Source organism: Phaeobacter sp. HS011 (genome assembly GCF_018101215.1).
GTDB classification, from domain to species: domain Bacteria; phylum Pseudomonadota; class Alphaproteobacteria; order Rhodobacterales; family Rhodobacteraceae; genus Phaeobacter; species Phaeobacter inhibens.
Window position 1 is genome coordinate 1 of sequence record NZ_JAGEUF010000009.1, and the last position, 17572, is coordinate 17572.

Here is a 17572-nt window from a genome sequence, read left to right on the forward strand (position 1 = left end):
CAAGGACGCTATGTGATCCCCAGAGCGCATCTGCATAACTTCTGCTGCTGCGCTCGCACCGACCCCCGGCTGAGCGCAGCGCATTGATGCGGCGGTGCGGCTATAACGCAGCACAGGGCCATCAAGACTGCGGCCCCTCTCTGAGTTGAGAGGGGCCGCTTTTTTACACCGCAGTCAGCTCAAACCTCAATCACACACCACAGTGCCGGTCGACCATCCGCTGCACCATCGGTGCGAAGTGCCAGAAATCCGGCGTGACCATGCCTGCCCGCTTGCCCGCTTCATCGAGATAGCGCACTGCAATGATCTCTTTCAGGTTTGGATTGGCCTCAAACACTGCGACTTCCTCCGCATTCATCGGCCCGCCCTGCAGCTCCAGCGTATGGACGGACGCAGGGGAAAGCCGTTTGAAATACTCAGGCTTCGTCGCGCAGAGATACCGTTTGGCTGCAACATGATAGCGACAGCAATCAGTGATCACACTGGGAAAGAAACGCTCTAGCACCTCGGCCCCGGCGTCCTCATGATGTCGATCCTCGGTATCATCGGGATGGTAGGTGCCAAACTCGGACGTGAAATGGCCGATATCATGCAGCAGCGCGCCCACGATGATCTCTTCTGGCTGGCCGTTCTGTTCTGCGATGGTGGCGCCTTGCAGCATATGTTCGCCCATGGTCACCGGCTCGCCCAGATATTCCTCCCCGCCGCGCCGGTCAAAGATTGAGCCGAGGAAAGCGACAATCGTCTCACGGTTCAGCGTGTCTGGCGGGACATGCGTGGCTGCTGGCTGTGGCTGACGACTGGTCATTCTGCCGCCTCCGCCAGCGCCTGACGTCGCCACGCGTCATAGACAGAACGCAGCCCATCCTTGTCAGCATAACAGCCCTGCAGCCAGCGCGTCCCCTCACCCGAGTAGCCCTTGCGCGCGTGCAAGACGCGGGTGTTGTCCACCACAAAGGCCTCACCGGGATTAAGACGGAACGTGACCTCCATCGCCGTATCATCGATGATCTCGCCAAACCGGCGATAGGCTGCATAATAGAGCGCCATCTTCTCAAACGGGACATCCTGCACCGCTGCGAGTGACCGGTTGTTGAAACGCACCCCGATCAGCTCCCCATCGGGGGCCAGCTCGATCATGGGGCGACGAGAGATCAGGCAGACCCCGGCTTCGCCTGCGTATTCAAAACGCGCACAATGTTCCGCCAGCACATTGAAATAGGCCTCATTCTCGGCCTTGAGACGCAGCGCGGCGGCAAAGCCGTCCACCACCATGTTTTCACCCCCGGCAGCGGAGCTTTCGAGGCAATAGAGCACCTGAATGGTTGGCACCGGATCGCGATAGGGATTGTCGGTATGCGCCTGCAAGCCCAGGCCGGTGAAGGCGAGGTTGGTCGGGTTCACTTCGGTGCGCACCTCGAAATGGCGCCCGTAGTTGGTCTCGCGCACATGCCCGAACAGATCGACCACGCGGAACAAGGCGCCATCTTCAACCGGCCCGTTGACAACCTTGCCGAATCCATAGCGCATCACAGCGCCCAGCCAATCGCCCAGCGCCGCACCGCCTGCTTCCAGCGCCGCGAAATCACCGGTGGGCACGCCGTCCATCAGCCCCGCGTCCCAGGTCTCAACCCCATCTGCAAGCCAGCCCGCCTTTTCGGGCTGGGCCTTGTCATAGGTATGGGCTTGCAGCCACGAGAGATCATAGGCAACGGTTTTATTCTCCGGCATAAACCGCAGGCGAAGCCTCTCGCCGTCCAGCGTGGCCTCTGCAATCGTGGTGTCCGCCGGAATGTCCCGCAGCGCGATCAGACGCTGGCCGTTGGCCTCAGCCCGGGTGTCGGGGTCGCTGGCATTGTCACGCAGCCAGATCGCGTGAAAACGCATGTCGGATGCCCCGTGAGACAGGGTGAGATAATCGCCCGCAGGGGCAAGAGTAACTGACGGCATGGTATCCTCATTGGTGGTCCGCAACGCGGAAGATGACTCTTGCGCGCATGTTGCCATTGCCCCTACATAATCTCAAATTAGGAATTTCCGCACTAAGGCCAAGGTCAGCTAATGCAACAGCAGCGCCCCACCCTGCCGCCCCTGGAATGGATCCGCGCCTTTGAAGCGGCGGCGCGCTGCGGTAGCTTTACCGCGGCGGCAGCGGAAACCGGGATCACCCAATCCGCCATTTCGCAGCGTATCGCCCAGTTGGAGAAACGGCTGGGCACTGTGCTGTTTCACCGCCACCCCCGCGCCATCACCCTGACCGTGGAGGGCGAAGCCTGGTTGCCGCACATCCAGTCGGCACTGGATACGATGCGCGACAGCTCCGAGGCGCTGTTTGGCACCGGACGGCGACAGTTGACGATCTCTGCAAGCCAATCGATCATCGATTTGTGGCTCACCCCACGACTGGCCGCCCTGAGCGACATCGCAGGTGGCCAGTTGGCGATACGAACCATGGTCTTGGGCGCCCATGATGCAGTGGAGGACGAAGTGGTCCGCATCCGCTACGGCGTTGGTGATTGGCCCCACACTTACAAACTGCCGCTCTATTCTGAAGGGATCGCCCCCTTGGCCTCCCCGGAGTTGGTTGGCCGCAGAGGCGGGCACTGGAGTGACTGGCCACGGATCGCCTGTTCCGGGCCTCGACCGGGATGGCCGGATTGGGTTGCCTGCCACGGCGGTGGATCCACGCCGGTGCCGCATCTGCGATTTGATACGTTTCTGTCCGCTCTGGGGGCGGCCCGCGCCGGCACCGGCGTTCTGCTTGGGTCTCTGCCGCTCTGCGATCAGGACCTGGCAGCTGGGCGGCTGGTACGGATGGGTCGGGACCACCTCGACCACCACGCCACCTATTGGATGATTGCCGGACAGGATGCTGTCAGCCGCACCCAATGGGCCGAGTTGACCCGCATTATGACCTGATGGTGTAGCTTTAGAAGCAGGCGCGTATTGTCGCGCTGGCAGTCTGCCACATTGCCCCGCTGCAGTGGACCCGACATTTTCCGTGCTCAATAGATTCTCGAACCGTTTGGAGCATGAACGCGCATGAATATTTGGCTCTTGGCCGCTGGCGGCCTGTCGGTCGTCAACACTCTGTTACACATTCTTGCCGGCGGCCCCAGCGTCGCACGCCCCCTGCTGGAGGCACGCGGCCTGTCCGCAGAGGTGCGCTATGTCAATTACTACTGCTGGCATCTAGTGAGCATTAACTTGGCGGCTGTGGCAGCACTCTTCCTCTGGCCCGCATGGTCGGGCGAAGCCGAAATCGCCGCGATCCTCGCCACCGGTCTGGCCGCTGCCTACGCCATCTGGGGGCTCGCCCTGCCGATTCTGAACGGTCAGAGGTACAAGGACATTCCTCAGGGTTTTTTGTTCGTTCCGGTGACACTTTTGGGAATCGCAGGCCTGATGCTCTAGCAGGGCTCCGACCTCCGAGACGCTGACGCGAACGATTTTGCGAGAGCATTACGGTAGCGGATATTCAGGAAAGTGGTATCACCTCAAAGAATTTCATAGATAAAATTCAATCGGGGAAATCTCAGAAATACTGAGGCCTCTTATGCGATCGCCCCATGAAAAGAGGAGAAAAACAGCCTTAACAGCTTATGAACATGGGTTTTCAGCTACTTGAAGATACACAACTCAAAGCTGTCCGGTTAAAGTCTTAACGACAGTTGGTGGGCATATTAATCTTTCATTAGGGCTGAAATGTCAGTTTCTGGCTACAGTCTTTGGAAAGGGCGTCACGATGAATGGTACTGAGGTTACGATGGAGACCAGCCACCCGACACTGCCCTCCGGCAACCTATGCGTCTTGGTGCTGGACGACAGTGAATTTGACCGGACGCGAATGCGGCGGCTCATTGCGCAGGCTGATCGAACGGTCGAGGTGATTACATGTTCGGACATTCAGGATCTCGAAAAAGCACTGGACGAAAACGTTGTTGATCTCTGCCTGATTGATCACCAGCTGCGCGATGCCTCTGGCCTTGACGCGGTCGCCGTGGTCAAAAAACAGCTGGAGACCGAAGAGGTGCCGGTGGTGATGATCTCTGGCCGCGAAGATACCGAAGCAGTGGTCAGCTCGATGCGCGCTGGCTGCGTGGACTATGTCGGCAAGGGCAATCTGACCGCGGAAAAACTGCATGGAGTGATCTACAACTCCATTGCCGAGACATTCTCAAACCCGGCGATGAAATCTGAAGTGCAGGACGCCACACGAAACGTGATCCGGGGCATGGCAGAGGGCTGCATAAGTGAATTGCAGCCAAAACTGCGGCGCATGTATCGTCAGATCTCCTTCATCCGCGGCTGCAATAACCAGGGGCTGACACCATCCCCCGAAGCCCTTGATGAAATTGAAACACACTGCCTGAACATCTGGCGTTTCTTCGATGAGATCGAGAATTACAGCAATAGTTTCAATGTGGTCCACCATTAAGGTGGACCACATCACTGCCGTTCAATCGCGGTGATTTTGTTTCAGACGCAGTCGAATAGTCGCCCCGTCCCGCTTGGTTCGGGGCGGTAATGCCTCCACAACGCCGCCGTAGCTGTCAGCAAGACGGCGCAAGATCGCAAGGCCCATCCCTGCCCCACCGGTCTCCACGACCGAAAACTTGCTCATCGGATCAAAAACCCGCTCCAGTTTACCGGCCGGAAATCCGACACCGTTGTCACGCAGCAGCATCTCCCAATACCCGTCGCGCAAGCACCCGGTGACAGCAACGCGCACCGGCTCCGCGTTGTGCTCAGCAGCATTTCCCAACAGGATCAGAAACATCGACATTAACGCATCGGGATTCATCTCGATTTCCGCCGGATCAAATCGTGCCCGCACCTGCATGTCACTCGGCAGGTTCAGTGCCGCAATCGCCCGATCAAGGCAGGTTCTAACGGAAATCCGCTCTGTCTCGCGATATCCGGTCTTGGAATACAGCGACAGCTGATCAAGCATCATGTTCAGCTTTTCCGCATGGCGCCGCATCAGATCAAAAGACTGCGCAGGGGCCTCCGGCAGCGACATGCCAACATCCTGCAGATCCTCTTCAATCCAATTCGGCAATTCAGCGATGGCCCGCACTGAACCACGCAAGTCGTGAACAATCTTATAGACCACGTCCATCATGGCCTGATCGCGCATGGTCTGGCTCAGGGCCGGATCGGGGGTGTCATATTTCATCGGTAAGAGCCTTTCGCAGATCGGCAGGATAGGTGTCGCGCAGCGCCATCCAGCGGCGCGATTGCACCTCCAGGCCCACACGATCTGTGGTCGCCCGCCAGGATTGGGCAACATTGTCCAGCGCGACCTCGGCTGTCACATCCCCAGCCAGTGCGGCCAGCAGCCAATAGGACAACGCCTCAAAATATTCGCCACGGCGCGCCAGATAAAGATCCGGCATCGAGGCGCGCATCGCCTGCTCGTGAACAGTCAGAAACTGCGTGCCATAGGCCTTGATGATAGCTGGATCCTGGTACTGGTCGGTTCTGAACGGATCAAAGAACCCATCGGTCTGGGCGATTGCCGCAGCGCCGACCTGCTGCGAAACGGCATTGACGCAGAACTGATACGCCAGCTCGGGCTGTTTTGAATTCTTGGCAACAACATAACTCCACCCCCAGTTGAAATAAGAGAGAGGAACCACCGCCCCGCCAATACGTCCTCCGGGCAACGACGCGTTGATCATATTGTCGCGCATCGCCGATCCGGGTGCATAGAGGCTCTTTTGCGTACCGCCCCAGCCAATATTGGCGTAGATATCGCCTTCCTGATAGCGCGCCCAGTTAGAAAACAGATCCAGATCTGCCCCGACAAGATGCGCGCCGGAGGCAATCATATCCTCCAGCGCGGCGATGCCACGCGCTCCTGCGATCTGCGGTTCCATCGTGGGCGAAAACGGCCAGGCACCCTTGGCATGAAACCGCGCCCACCATTCCCAGGCTACCTTATCCGCTGTGCGGAACAGGCAACCGCCATACCGACCCGCATCCGGATCGTGAAAAAACGCCATCTGTCGGTCCAGCTCGTCCCAGGTTTGCGGCGTCGACAACGCCGTACCAGTCTGATCCGCATATCGGCTCCCGAGGTCCCGATCCTCCATAAAGCTTTTGTTATAAAACATTAAAAAGACATCACCGTCGGTCTGATAGCCCCACAGCCGCTCGTCAAAGATATCGCCGCTGGTGTACATCATCGCGTCGGTCAGCCCTTGTGGCGCATATTGCTGAGCAAGCGCATCCAAGGGCAAAATGGCCTCCGCCTCGACAAGGTCTGGTATGCCAAAGGTGGCTGGCAGCGCCACATCTACGCCGACATCGTTCAGCATCGCTTCCAGTGTCAGAACCGCGTTCACCTCGCCAACGCCGACCACGACCAGTTCCGTGCGACACCCGCACATTGCCTCAAAACTCTTGGCCACCGGCGCTAGGTTTGCCTCCGCCCCATGGGGGGCCAGAATACGAAGCAGATTAGGATGCTGGTGATCAACTCCGGCACGCGCTGCGGCAGGCAGACCGCCAACCCCGCCAAGCGCCAGGGCATGCGTCGTGAAAGCGCGTCTCGTGAACATGGGGATCCTCGCGTGTGGCTCAGTAGGTTTAAGCCTATCTGCGCCCAGTTAAGGACTAGTAAACCTCTCAACCTTATGTTGAGCACACCAACAGCAAAAGGGGCCCGTAGTGTCGCTAACCGCACGCCTCAGATCTTGTGTCGTTATATGTCTCGCGTCGATTTGCGTCGCGATGTATGCGGAGTGGAACGACCTAAGCCGCATTGAGCGCAAGACAGAGAACCTGTCTGATCGGACGATTCCGTTGCTGGACAGGATTGCCGACCTCGGCGACCTGCAACACGGGTTGGAGGTAACGCTGGCTCGGGTCAGGCTGATCGACGATCTGGACGGGCTTGCGGGGCTGGGGCGGCGCGTCGACAGTCTCTCGCAGCTGTTTCGTGAGAATTTCAGCGACCGAGAAGATACAATCGCCGAAGAACTGTCATCAGCAGACGCTGATGTGTTTCAGAACGTGGTGAAGGGTCGCCAGGATATCGTCGCTCAGAATATCAGGATTAATGCCCTTGTTTCACAGGCCGTTGACAAGATCCTGGCGCTGGAAAAATCCATTGTTGTTGCGCAGATCGAATTCGGCAATCAACAGCGCGACGCGCAATCCAGACAGGAGGGACCCCTGTCGGTCACCTGGGCAATCGATACCGCCAAGACTTTGGGAGAAATCTCCGGCAGCGTTGCCTCGCTCGCCATCCTGACCAAAGACTTCTCGCTTGAAACCGGTACTGGCAACACAGGCGCACGCCAGAGCCTGGTGGCAGAGATCAACATCCTTGCCTCTCGCCTTGCCCGGCTGAAAAATCTGGAAGCGCGTCACGACATTGCCGGTGTCTTGGTCGACTATCGCAATACCATGCTGGGCCCGGAAGGGGTGGTCGAAGCACTATCAGCCCTGCAAACGCGCCAAGCAGGTCAGAAACAGCTTTATGGTGAGGCTGAGGCTGTGCTCAACAACATCGGCGCCTGGACCCGGTCGAGCACCCAACGGGCCGCAATGGAGTTTCGCCAAAGCGCCGCGGAAACGAGCCGTATTGTTGAGCGCATTCGGTTCGTCGATGTCGCATTCAACATGTGTATGCTTCTGATTTCACTTGCTCTTTTGTGGTTCATGATCGAGGTTCGGATGATTTCGCGGATTCACCGCCTGACGCGCCATATTCAACGTATGTCGCGTGGCCATCTCGAAGATCCGATTGACACCGCCGGGTCAGATGAGATTGCTGAGATCGCAAAAGCTGTGGAGAAATCCCGCCTTACTGCGGCAGCTCTGCAACGCTCAAATGAGGAACTGGAGCGGTTCGCCTATGTGGCGGCTCATGACCTGCGTGCGCCGCTACGCGCCATCTCAAATCTGATCGAATGGACAGAAGAAGATTTCGCCGATGAGATGCCTGCAGACGCGCAGAAAAATATTGGATTGATCCGCAATCGTACGGACAGATTGTCAGGCCACCTGTCTGCCCTGCTGGACTACGCGCGGGCCGGCCAGATTGATGGCGAACATGGGGCCTTCAGCCTGACCAAATTTGCGGAAGAGCTGAGGCTCTACTTCAATTCCAACTCCGCTTTCGAAATCAGGGTAGAGCAGGACTGTGGTCCCTTCGGCGCCTATTTGACACCGCTGAAGACCATTCTGATCAATCTTGTCAGTAACGCGAGTAAGCATCACGACAGATCATCTGGCACGATCCGCATGAGCAGCGAGCTGTACCCCAACTACGTCGAGATCACCGTGGCCGACGACGGGCCCGGCATTCCGAAACAGTATCAGGACCAGATCTTTGTTCTGTTTCAGACACTGAAATCCCGCGACGAAGTGGAGGGATCCGGCTTGGGCCTGGCGCTTGTACAGAAACTTGCCCGATCACTCGGCGGCAGCGTGTCCGTCGTCTCCAACCCGGATGTGGCCCGTGGCACCGTGTTTACGGTCCGTGTCCCCCTCAATACACCCTCAGCAAAAACACCGAATGACATCCAAGGATTGGCCGCATGACCAATAGAGAATCCGTTACGTTTCTGATTGTAGATGATGACGAGGTTGCCGTGATGGCGATCAAACGCGCGTTGAAAAAACTACGCCTTGTTAACCCAATTGAAGTTGTCGGCGACGGACAGGAAGCGCTTGATCTGCTGCGGGGGGTGAATTCCGCCGCGCTTGAGCGCCCGTACATCATCCTGCTGGATCTGAATATGCCGCGCATGGGGGGGCTGGAATTTCTCGCCGAGGTCCGCGAGGACAAAGAGCTGGCGAACTCGGTGATTTTTGTTCTGACAACCTCCGATGCGCCCTCGGATATTGCCGTTGCCTATGAGCATAAGATTGCCGGTTATATCGTCAAAGAGAACGCCTATGATGCGGTGAAATCTGCGGTGGAAATGCTGGGTGCCTATGTCGAGATCGTGTCGCTGAAAACAAATTGAAGTGAGGCTTGTTGCTGGCACCGACGCACAACACCTCTTCAGTCACCGCACCTCCCCCGCGCGACTGAAAAGACGCGCGGGCCAAGCTTGGTTTATGCAGTAAGGGACAGGATTGGTCGGTATATTCAACCTCGGCTTTTGGCCCACCCTCAGTCGGGCTCGACATGAGTAGGCTCCTTTGGCTGGCCACCCTTGCCTCCCCCATCAGCAACACATCTCAGAACTTATAAAAGCGCGCTGCGGTCTCAGCAAAAACCTGTGATCTCTGGCTATCAGGAACCAATTTTTCATGTGCGTGCAAGAGCGTTTCATAGTTTGAATAAAGGCTATCAACGGGAAAGTTGGAGCCAAACATACAGCGGTCAGCGCCAAATTGATCGAGGCATGTCTCAATGATCGGTCTGAAGTCCTCAACGGTCCAGCGGTGCTGAAACATCCCCAAACCTGAGAGTTTGCATCGTACATGTGGAAGACCCGAAAGCCATCTGAGCTGCTGACACCACGCCTTTAGCCCCTCAGGACTTCGGTCATGGGGGCTGCCCGCATGGCACAGGGCCACATTTGTTCGCGGGGCCTGCCCCAGAACGCGCGCGGTTTTCTCCATCAGCTCAGGGATAAGCTGCAGATCGAAGGACAGCCCGCGTTCTCCAATCAGCAGCAGCCCCTCCAGAAACCCTGGATCATCCAGAAGCGCATTGGTGCCGGTTTGCGCATCCTCACCCGGGGCGCGACCGACGATCTGGCGCACGCCCCGGACCGAGGGCAGTGCCTGAAAAACGTCGAGTTGCTGCGCCAGATCTGGCGCCGTCAGATCGCAATGCACCACCTGTACCATCGGCCAGTCCCGGTTCGCGTCGATGACAGCTTGAACCCATTTCGCCTCCGCCAGAGGATCCGCAGCGCCGACCTGAATGTGAACAGATCCGGTGATCCCAAGGGCCGAGGCCTCTGCGCGAAAGTCAGGGAATAGATAGTTGCGCTGGATCGGGCTTGGGTCGCCAAAGAACCGCGAGACACCCTTGGCGGCCAGCCAAGGGTAATGCACCGCCGTCAGGTCCCACAGGTGATGATGCGCGTCGATCATGTCAGGGTCCCATCGCTCAGCTGTTGCAGGACATCATATCCCTGCCCTTTCCAAAAATGCAGCAGGTCAATGAAGATCCAGTTTTCCGCAAGTTTGTCACCGCTACGCCGGTAGATATCAATCACCCGGAATTCGCCCCGTTCATTGGTCGCCGTGCGACCCATGAAATCGCCGGTCAGACGCGCGGTGAAGTTCGGCCAGCCAGCGAAGCCACCGTAGGCGCCTTCCGCCAGGCGCGCCGTATGACCGGTCCTGGATCTGTCAGAGAAGGCCGCGCGAAACGGGCCGGAATGCTGCTTGGCATAACGCTCGATGGTATAGGTGGCGCCGATGCCGGTCGGCCCCCACCACAACATGTCTTCACACCAGGTCTGACGCAGCTCATCCTCAAGACTGAGCTTGTTGTCCCACTGCCCCAGTTCACCAATCATGCGGTTGATCACGGCCAGCGTCGTCTCGCCTTCGTGGTCTGGTTGCGCTTCGAACAGAAGGCCATCATGCGTCATTGGCCCCGGCTGCACCAACTGCGCGGCGGTCTGACCGGGAAAGGCTATGACACCAGCCTGTGCCATCAGATGGGGTAGGTCGAAATACATCGCGGTCTGTGCAATCTTGCCGTCTTCAACCCGGTGAAACTCGCAATAGCGCAGCATCGCAATCTTACCCGTTGGCGGGATGTTCACAAATGGCGCGTCAAACAGCCCCATCAGATGCCCCATGGACACCACCCAGATGCCTTGAAAATCATCCATCTGGTTGCGCCCGGCAAAGAAAATATCCTCACGCCGCTGCAACGATGTGAGACTTTTGCGCAGCGGCGCCCAGAACTGCCGGGCAACCTCAGCAGCCTCGGTCATCTCATTGAACGGGTGGAAACCACGCCACAGGTAGTCGGGCGATGTATGTCGAATCAGAGCCGCTTCAAGATTCGCATCCGGAGCATCCAGATCGGCGTAGAAGGCGCGCACGACGGCTTTTGCTGCCTGAAGATCGTTCATTTCTTTCCCTATTTTACAGGCGCTTCACGCCACATTGCATACGATTGCAAAATTATCTTGCCAAATTAACGCAGCAAAGACTAACCTTTTTGCAATCGTATGCAAAATAGATTTCGCTGGGAGGCGGACCCGCATGGCACAGATAGAGCTGCGTAATATCAGCAAGCGTTGGGGCAGCTTTGTCGGGGTTGATAATTTCGACCTGACCATCGCAGACAAGGAGTTTCTGGTTCTCCTGGGGCCGTCGGGCTGCGGCAAGACCACAACGATGCGGATGATTGCCGGACTGGAAAGCGCCAGCGAGGGCGACATTCTGGTGGATGGCAATCGGGTCAACGAACTGGAGCCGAAGGACCGGGACGTCGCCATGGTTTTTCAGAGCTATGCGCTTTATCCCAATATGAACGTCTACGAAAATATCCGCTTTCCGCTGAAGGTGCGCGGTGTTGACGCCAAGACCCATGACGAAAAGGTCCGACGGGCCAGCGCCATGGTTGAACTGGACGAATTCCTGCATCGCAAGCCGGCCGAATTGTCAGGCGGGCAGCGGCAGCGGGTGGCTCTGGCCCGGGCCATCGTACGCGAACCGAACGTGTTTTTGATGGACGAACCGCTGTCTAACCTCGATGCCAAGTTGCGGGTCTCTACCCGTGCGCAGATCAAAAACCTCAGCCATGAACTGGCCGTGACAACGATCTATGTGACCCACGACCAGATTGAAGCGATGACCCTCGCCGATCGCGTGGTGGTCATGAACAAAGGCGTCGTACAGCAGGTCGGTAGCCCGACAGAGATCTACGACCGTCCCGCCAATGCCTTTGTGGCTAGTTTCATCGGCTCACCTGCGATGAACTTGATGGAGGGCGACCTGTCCGGCGGACGGTTTACCGCCCAGCATACGGATATTGCCGGTCTGAGTGGCCAGGACGGCCCGGTCACACTGGGTTTTCGGGCCGAGGACGCCAGCGTTGTGGACAGCGGCGGCCAGATCAACGCCCCGATCTACACGATGGAGCTCTTGGGCGATGCAACCATGGTTACGGTCCGCATTGGCGGCGTCCTGGTTTCGGTCAAGGCAGATAAGACCTTCCGCGCAGAGATCGACGATATGGTGTCGATCCACGTGCCCACCGATCACTGCCACCTGTTTGATACACAAACAGGTGCGCGGCTGGGGGGGTAATCCCCCACCACCGCCGCCTTCGTGCATGCGACGGGGGCAAAGACGGGGATGCTGTCCGGACGGCTTCCCCCTATAACAGGGAGACTACCATGAAATTCACACATATCGCACTTGCCAGCTCGGTTCTGGCCCTTGCCGCGACCGCAGGTTCTGCCTGCGAGATTTCGGCACGGGTCAATATTGTCGGCAATGAATTCCCCGCCATCCATTCTGTCGCCGATGCGGCCAAGGAGTGCACCGGTGGCGAGGTCAAGGCCAACCTGACTGCAGACCATCAGAAGATCAACGTTGCGGGCATGACCGGCAACCCGGCGGAATACACCTCTGCGATCATCGCCAACTCCTCCATCGTGGCCCTGATGAACGAAGACGTCATCCGTCCGCTGGACGATCTGGTCGCCAAACACGGTGACGGGCTGCAGAAAACCCAGCTGATCACCATTGATGGAAAGATCATGGCCGTGGCCTTCATGGCAAACGCCCAGCATCTGGTTTATCGCGCCGACGTGTTGGAAGAGATCGGTGTTGAGCCACCCAAGAGCTATGAGGACCTGCTGGCAGCCGCCAAGATGATCCGCGAAAAGGGCCTCATGGAGAACCCCGTAGGCGGTGCTTACAAGGCGGGTTGGAACCTCGCGCAGGAATTCAACAACATGTATCTGGGCCACGGCGGCAGCTTCTTTGAGCCGGGCAGCGCCAAGGTCTCGATCAACAATGAACAGGGCGTAGCCGCTCTGGAAATGATGAAGTCGCTGTCGGAATATATGAACCCCGACTTCCTGACCCATGACTCCAACGCCACCAACGCCGAATTCCGTGCCGGCAATGTCGCGTTGATGAACATGTGGGGCAGCCGCGCTGCAACTCTGGCCGATGCCGATGGTGTCGTACAGGAGGTGAAGGATCACATGGCCATCTCCGGTCCGCTGACCGTGGCGGGGGGATCTGATGCCGCCTCTACCCTGTGGTGGGACGGCTGGACTGTCGCCAAGAATATTCCCGACGCCGAAGCCGAAGCCACCTTCGTCGCGCTGACCCATGGCATCCGCCCCGAGATGCTGAACGAGGAAACCGCACCTCAGGCGGTCTGGCTGATCGACGGCTATGAGCCGACCGATGCCGCTCAGGGTGTCTTTGAGGCCGTGCAGATGAGCACCAGCCCCTACCCGATGCTGCCCTATATGGGTCTGCTGCATACCGCGCTGGGTGCTGAGCTGAGCGATTTCATGCAGGGCAAGGAAAGCGCTGAACAGGCACTTGCTGATGCAGAAGCAGCCTATACCGCTGCCGCCAAGGAAAAAGGGTTCCTCAACTAAGTTGAGGCCCAACCGGCAGAGGGGAGCCTCCCCTCTGCCACCACCACCTGAACTCTGGACATCGGTTTGTCATGAAACACCGCACCTTTTTCTGGTTCTTTCTGCCCACCGGGCTTGCGATGCTCTTGTTCATCGCGCTGCCCATCGTGTCGGTGTTGTTCCAGTCCGTTCACACGCCCCATGACGCCGTTCTGGTGACGGTTGAAAACTGCGGTCCCTTCGGCTGCAAAGAGGAAACCACCATCGACCAAGAGGCCACCCGTGCCCTGCGCGATGCGGAGCCTTTGGGCAAATTTGTTGGCCTGCAAATCTATTTTGATCGTGGTCATCTGGCTGTGGCCGAGGTGGCAGAAGCCTGGCGCAGCACCGACAGCATCGGCGCTTTCTTGGGCGAAATCAGCGACCTGCCCTTCTACCGCGCGATGGGTTTTACGCTGACCTATACCTTTACTGTAACCCCGCTGCTGATCGTGCTGGGTCTGATGATCGCGCTTGCCGTGAACTCGCTCAACCGGCATCTCAAAGGGCTGGTGATCTTCTTCTCGCTGCTGCCGATGATCGTGACGCCGCTGATTGGCTCCCTCATCCTGTTCTGGATGATCGACAGCCGTGGTGTACTTGGATCTGCGCTGCAATATCTGACCGATGATCCAACCTTATCGCTCAAGGCCTCGACCGGGCTGACCTGGGTTATGCTGATCATCTATGGGGTCTGGCACTCTGCGCCCTTCGCCTTTGTGGTGTTCTATGCAGGTCTGCAAACCCTGCCACAGGACCAGTTGGAAAGCGCGCAGATCGACGGTGCCACCCGCTGGCAGCGCGTCCGCTACGTGGTGGTACCGCACCTGATGCCGCTGGTCACTTTTGTTGCGCTCATTCAGCTGATGGACAACTTCCGCGTCTTCGAACCGATCGTCGGTTTCAACGCTGAGGCCCATGCGACGTCTTTCAGCTGGATTATCTTCAACGATATGGGCGGTGAAACCCGGCTGTTGTCCTCCGCCGCGACCACATCTGTCCTGACCATTCTCGGCGTTGCCGTACTGCTGACCCCGGTGCTGATCCGGACCTGGCAAGATTTCAAGGGGAAGACTTAACATGAGCAGTTCCGCCGCCACCCGCCGCCCATTGGGCCTGCGCCTGCTGGTCAATGGTTTCATCCTGTTCTGGCTCATTCTCGCGGCCTTCCCGTTTCTGTGGACCTTCTGGGGATCCTTCAAGGTCGAGCTGGATTTCTTCTCCATCGCGGACTGGACAAACGCGCTGACCGGTACGCTGACCAAGGCAACCCACGGATCCTCGGTGACCGGCGTCGGGTACGAAGGGGCCTGGATCCAAGAGGAATTCTGGAAAGCAGGCATCAACACCACACTGGTCTGTATCTTCGTGGTGATGACCTCGCTGACGATCGGAACGCTGGGTGGCTATGCCCTGTCCCGCTCCGGTTATCGCTATACCTTCTGGCTGCTGATCACTGCGCTGATCTTCCGCGCGATGCCGCCGATTACCCTGGTTGCAGGCTACCTGCTGCCGTTTTTTGAATGGAACCTTTGGGGGCATCTTGCGACCACGGTCATCGTTCTGGTGGCGATCAACCAGCCCTTCACCCTGTGGATGTTGCATTCGTTCTTCCAGTCGATCCCGAAGGAACTGGACGAAAGTGCCAAGGTCGATGGCTGCACCCAGTTTCAGGCTTTCCGCCATGTGATCATCCCGGTGATGTGGCCCGGCGTCATCACCACCGGCCTGTTCTCTTTCCTGCTGGCGTACAACGACTTTGCCGTCACCTCGATGCTGCTCAGCAAGGACAATCAGACCATGATACCCAAGATCGCCAGCTTCATGGGGACCACCCAGACCGAAGGCAACGTGATGTTTGCCGTGGCCGCCGTAGTCTCTGCCACAGCCCCGCTGTTTGTGCTGGTGATGTTTTTCCAGCGTCAGATCGTGAGCGGCCTGACCGCAGGTGCGGTCAAAGGATGAGCGCCTCTTTCCGTCATAACGCCCTCGGCCGCCATCCGGCGCTGAACAGGATGCCAAGGGATTTTCTGTGTGCGGGATCTCCTCCCCCCATCACAGATTTTCCCTTGGTAGACTGAAAAGGATAAGACCAATGAAAGGGTCTCGCCCAGAACAAGCCGTGCTGACCAAAGACACGGATATGAGCAAAACAGAAGACACCCGCCGCGTCATCGAAGAGATGGTCGATGGGCTGAACGACCACCGCATCGGCGATATTGGCGAATTCTTTGCCGATGGGTTCCGCTGGATGGGGAATCAGGGATGCGGCACCAAGACCGGGCTGAAGGAATTTCAGGACAACTGGCAGCGCCCGTTTCAGGCAGCCTTCTCCGACAAGGTCTGCATCGACGAGGCCCGCCTCTACATGGGCGAATGGGCTGCGGCCTTTGGTCGGCAGGAAGCCACGCACAGCGGGACCTTCCTCGGCATAGCGCCCACCGGCAAACGGGTGGAGATCCGCTACATGGATTTCTGGAAAGTCGTTGACGGCAAAATCGTGGACAATTGGGTCAATGTCGATTTCGCCCATGTCGCCGCCCAGCTCGGCGTCGATCTGTTCAACGGCGAAGGCTGGGAAGCATTTGATCGTGGCGAGACACAACCGCCACGACCCGATAACAAAGGATAAATACGATGGCGATTGACTATCTCAAACGCGGAAAACCCGAAGCAGACCGGGCCGAAGACGACGCCAAGACCGCCTCTGTGGTGGCTTCAACGCTGAAGGATATTGAGGCCCGTGGCGATGCCGCCGTGCGTGAACTTGCCTGCAAGTTCGACAATTACGACCGCGACAGCTACCGGCTGAGCGAGGCTGAGATTGAAGCGATCATCGCCAAGGTCTCCCCGCGCGAGATGGCAGATATCCAGTTCGCACAGGACCAAGTGACCAAATTCGCGCAGGCGCAGCGGGACTCCATGCTTGACATCGAGGTGGAGCCAATGCCCGGTGTGATCCTCGGCCACAAGAACATCCCGGTGCAATCCGTCGGCTGCTATGTGCCTGGCGGTAAATTCCCCATGGTGGCCTCCGCGCATATGTCTGTGGCTACCGCGAAGGTCGCAGGTGTGCCGCGTATCGTGGCCTGTACACCACCCTTCAACGGTGAGCCGAACCCCGCCGTAATCGCAGCCATGCACCTTGGCGGCGCACATGAAATCTATGTACTCGGCGGGATTCAGGCGGTGGGCGCCATGGCGATCGGCACCGAAAGCATCGCACCGGTGCATCTGCTGGTCGGCCCCGGCAATGCGTTTGTTGCCGAAGCCAAACGTCAGCTCTTTGGCCGCGTGGGCATTGACCTCTTTGCGGGTCCGACCGAAACCATGGTCATCGCCGATGACACGGTTGATGCCGAACTCTGCGCGACCGACCTTCTGGGACAGGCCGAACATGGCTACAACAGCCCTGCTGTTCTGGTCACCAACAGCCGGACCCTCGCCGAGGAAACGCTGAAGGAAATCGACCGGATCCTCACCATCCTGCCCACCGCTGGCACCGCCCGCGTCAGCTGGGAGGACTACGGTGAAGTAATCCTCTGCGATACCTACGACGAGATGCTTGCGGTAGCCGATGATATCGCGTCGGAACATGTTCAGGTCATGACCGACCGCGATGATTGGTTCCTCGACAACATGACCTGTTACGGCGCGCTGTTCCTCGGCCCGCGCACCAATGTTGCCAATGGTGACAAGGTGATCGGCACCAACCACACACTGCCGACGAAGAAGGCCGGGCGCTACACCGGTGGCCTTTGGGTGGGTAAATTCCTGAAAACCCATTCCTATCAGAAGGTCACCAGCGATGAGGCCGCAACGCTGATTGGCGAATACGGCTCACGCCTGTGTATGCTGGAAGGCTTCGTAGGCCACGCCGAGCAATGCAACATCCGGGTTCGTCGCTACGGCGGGATCAACGTTCCCTATGGGGAAGGCGCCCCTTACCGCGACGCTGCTGAATAAACATCCAAGATCTGCCGGGCGGG

The 17572-nt window shown here is 58.2% G+C and carries 17 protein-coding genes; 11 read left to right on the plus strand and 6 right to left on the minus strand.

Annotated elements, in window-relative coordinates; translation table 11 throughout:
• Positions 1–190 precede the first annotated feature (190 nt).
• Together J4721_RS16225 and J4721_RS16230 are read right to left on the minus strand one after the other, a co-directional pair.
• A complete protein-coding gene (locus J4721_RS16225) occupies positions 191–808 on the minus strand; it encodes an HD domain-containing protein (protein ID WP_061049953.1) in 618 nt (205 codons plus the stop codon).
• On the minus strand, positions 805–1950 hold the full coding sequence (locus tag J4721_RS16230; protein WP_211003264.1) for a TauD/TfdA family dioxygenase: 1146 nt from the start codon (positions 1948–1950) through the stop codon (positions 805–807). Before J4721_RS16230 ends, J4721_RS16225 begins: the two co-directional genes overlap by 4 nt.
• A 111-nt stretch (positions 1951–2061) precedes the next feature.
• Here J4721_RS16230 and J4721_RS16235 point away from each other — a divergent pair, with 111 nt between their 5' ends.
• The 3 genes from J4721_RS16235 (at position 2062) to J4721_RS16245 (ending at position 4438) form a co-directional block, all read left to right on the plus strand.
• Positions 2062–2919: a LysR family transcriptional regulator gene (locus J4721_RS16235; RefSeq protein ID WP_211003263.1), complete on the plus strand. Its 858-nt coding sequence runs from the start codon at positions 2062–2064 to the stop codon at positions 2917–2919.
• Positions 2920–3042: 123 nt separating this feature from the next.
• Complete coding sequence (locus J4721_RS16240) at positions 3043–3414, plus strand: hypothetical protein (protein WP_211003262.1); 372 nt, start codon at positions 3043–3045, stop codon at positions 3412–3414.
• A 331-nt stretch (positions 3415–3745) separates the two neighbouring features.
• Positions 3746–4438 (plus strand): PleD family two-component system response regulator, encoded by a 693-nt coding sequence (locus J4721_RS16245; protein ID WP_211003261.1) that lies wholly within the window; start codon positions 3746–3748, stop codon positions 4436–4438.
• Positions 4439–4459: 21 nt separating this feature from the next.
• Here the strand turns inward: J4721_RS16245 and J4721_RS16250 are convergent, their stop codons facing one another.
• Both J4721_RS16250 and J4721_RS16255 read right to left on the minus strand, forming a co-directional pair.
• Complete coding sequence (locus J4721_RS16250) at positions 4460–5179, minus strand: ATP-binding protein (protein WP_102877145.1); 720 nt, start codon at positions 5177–5179, stop codon at positions 4460–4462.
• Positions 5169–6566 carry an extracellular solute-binding protein gene (locus J4721_RS16255; protein WP_211003260.1) on the minus strand — a complete coding sequence of 466 codons (1398 nt, stop codon included), beginning with the start codon at positions 6564–6566 and terminating at the stop codon, positions 5169–5171. The genes J4721_RS16250 and J4721_RS16255 overlap by 11 nt, the downstream gene beginning before the upstream one ends.
• Positions 6567–6738: 172 nt before the next feature.
• Here J4721_RS16255 and J4721_RS16260 point away from each other — a divergent pair, with 172 nt between their 5' ends.
• Entirely contained in the window at positions 6739–8556 is a 1818-nt protein-coding gene (locus tag J4721_RS16260; RefSeq protein ID WP_247656173.1) for an ATP-binding protein, read from the plus strand.
• Positions 8553–8984 carry a response regulator gene (locus J4721_RS16265; protein WP_014875627.1) on the plus strand — a complete coding sequence of 144 codons (432 nt, stop codon included), beginning with the start codon at positions 8553–8555 and terminating at the stop codon, positions 8982–8984. The genes J4721_RS16260 and J4721_RS16265 overlap by 4 nt, the downstream gene beginning before the upstream one ends.
• Positions 8985–9201: 217 nt before the next feature.
• Here J4721_RS16265 and J4721_RS16270 read toward each other — a convergent pair whose 3' ends face one another.
• Together J4721_RS16270 and J4721_RS16275 are read right to left on the minus strand one after the other, a co-directional pair.
• On the minus strand, positions 9202–10068 hold the full coding sequence (locus J4721_RS16270) for an amidohydrolase (protein WP_211003258.1): 867 nt from the start codon (positions 10066–10068) through the stop codon (positions 9202–9204).
• Positions 10065–11066 carry an ester cyclase gene (locus J4721_RS16275; protein ID WP_211003257.1) on the minus strand — a complete coding sequence of 334 codons (1002 nt, stop codon included), beginning with the start codon at positions 11064–11066 and terminating at the stop codon, positions 10065–10067. Before J4721_RS16275 ends, J4721_RS16270 begins: the two co-directional genes overlap by 4 nt.
• 133 nt (positions 11067–11199) lie before the next feature.
• Here J4721_RS16275 and J4721_RS16280 point away from each other — a divergent pair, with 133 nt between their 5' ends.
• The 6 genes from J4721_RS16280 (at position 11200) to hisD (ending at position 17549) form a co-directional block, all read left to right on the plus strand.
• Positions 11200–12249 carry an ABC transporter ATP-binding protein gene (locus J4721_RS16280; RefSeq protein ID WP_102849564.1) on the plus strand — a complete coding sequence of 350 codons (1050 nt, stop codon included), beginning with the start codon at positions 11200–11202 and terminating at the stop codon, positions 12247–12249.
• An 89-nt stretch (positions 12250–12338) separates the two neighbouring features.
• A complete protein-coding gene (locus J4721_RS16285) occupies positions 12339–13565 on the plus strand; it encodes an ABC transporter substrate-binding protein (protein WP_076616887.1) in 1227 nt (408 codons plus the stop codon).
• A gap of 71 nt (positions 13566–13636) precedes the next feature.
• Complete coding sequence (locus J4721_RS16290) at positions 13637–14662, plus strand: carbohydrate ABC transporter permease (protein ID WP_014880930.1); 1026 nt, start codon at positions 13637–13639, stop codon at positions 14660–14662.
• A gap of 1 nt (position 14663) precedes the next feature.
• Positions 14664–15548 carry a carbohydrate ABC transporter permease gene (locus tag J4721_RS16295; RefSeq protein ID WP_014875633.1) on the plus strand — a complete coding sequence of 295 codons (885 nt, stop codon included), beginning with the start codon at positions 14664–14666 and terminating at the stop codon, positions 15546–15548.
• Positions 15549–15678: 130 nt separating this feature from the next.
• Positions 15679–16215, plus strand: coding sequence for an ester cyclase (locus J4721_RS16300; RefSeq protein WP_027246354.1), 537 nt, complete (start codon positions 15679–15681; stop codon positions 16213–16215).
• Positions 16216–16220: 5 nt separating this feature from the next.
• Complete coding sequence (gene hisD / locus J4721_RS16305; protein ID WP_014875635.1) at positions 16221–17549, plus strand: histidinol dehydrogenase; 1329 nt, start codon at positions 16221–16223, stop codon at positions 17547–17549.
• The last annotated feature ends 23 nt before the right edge of the window (positions 17550–17572 follow it).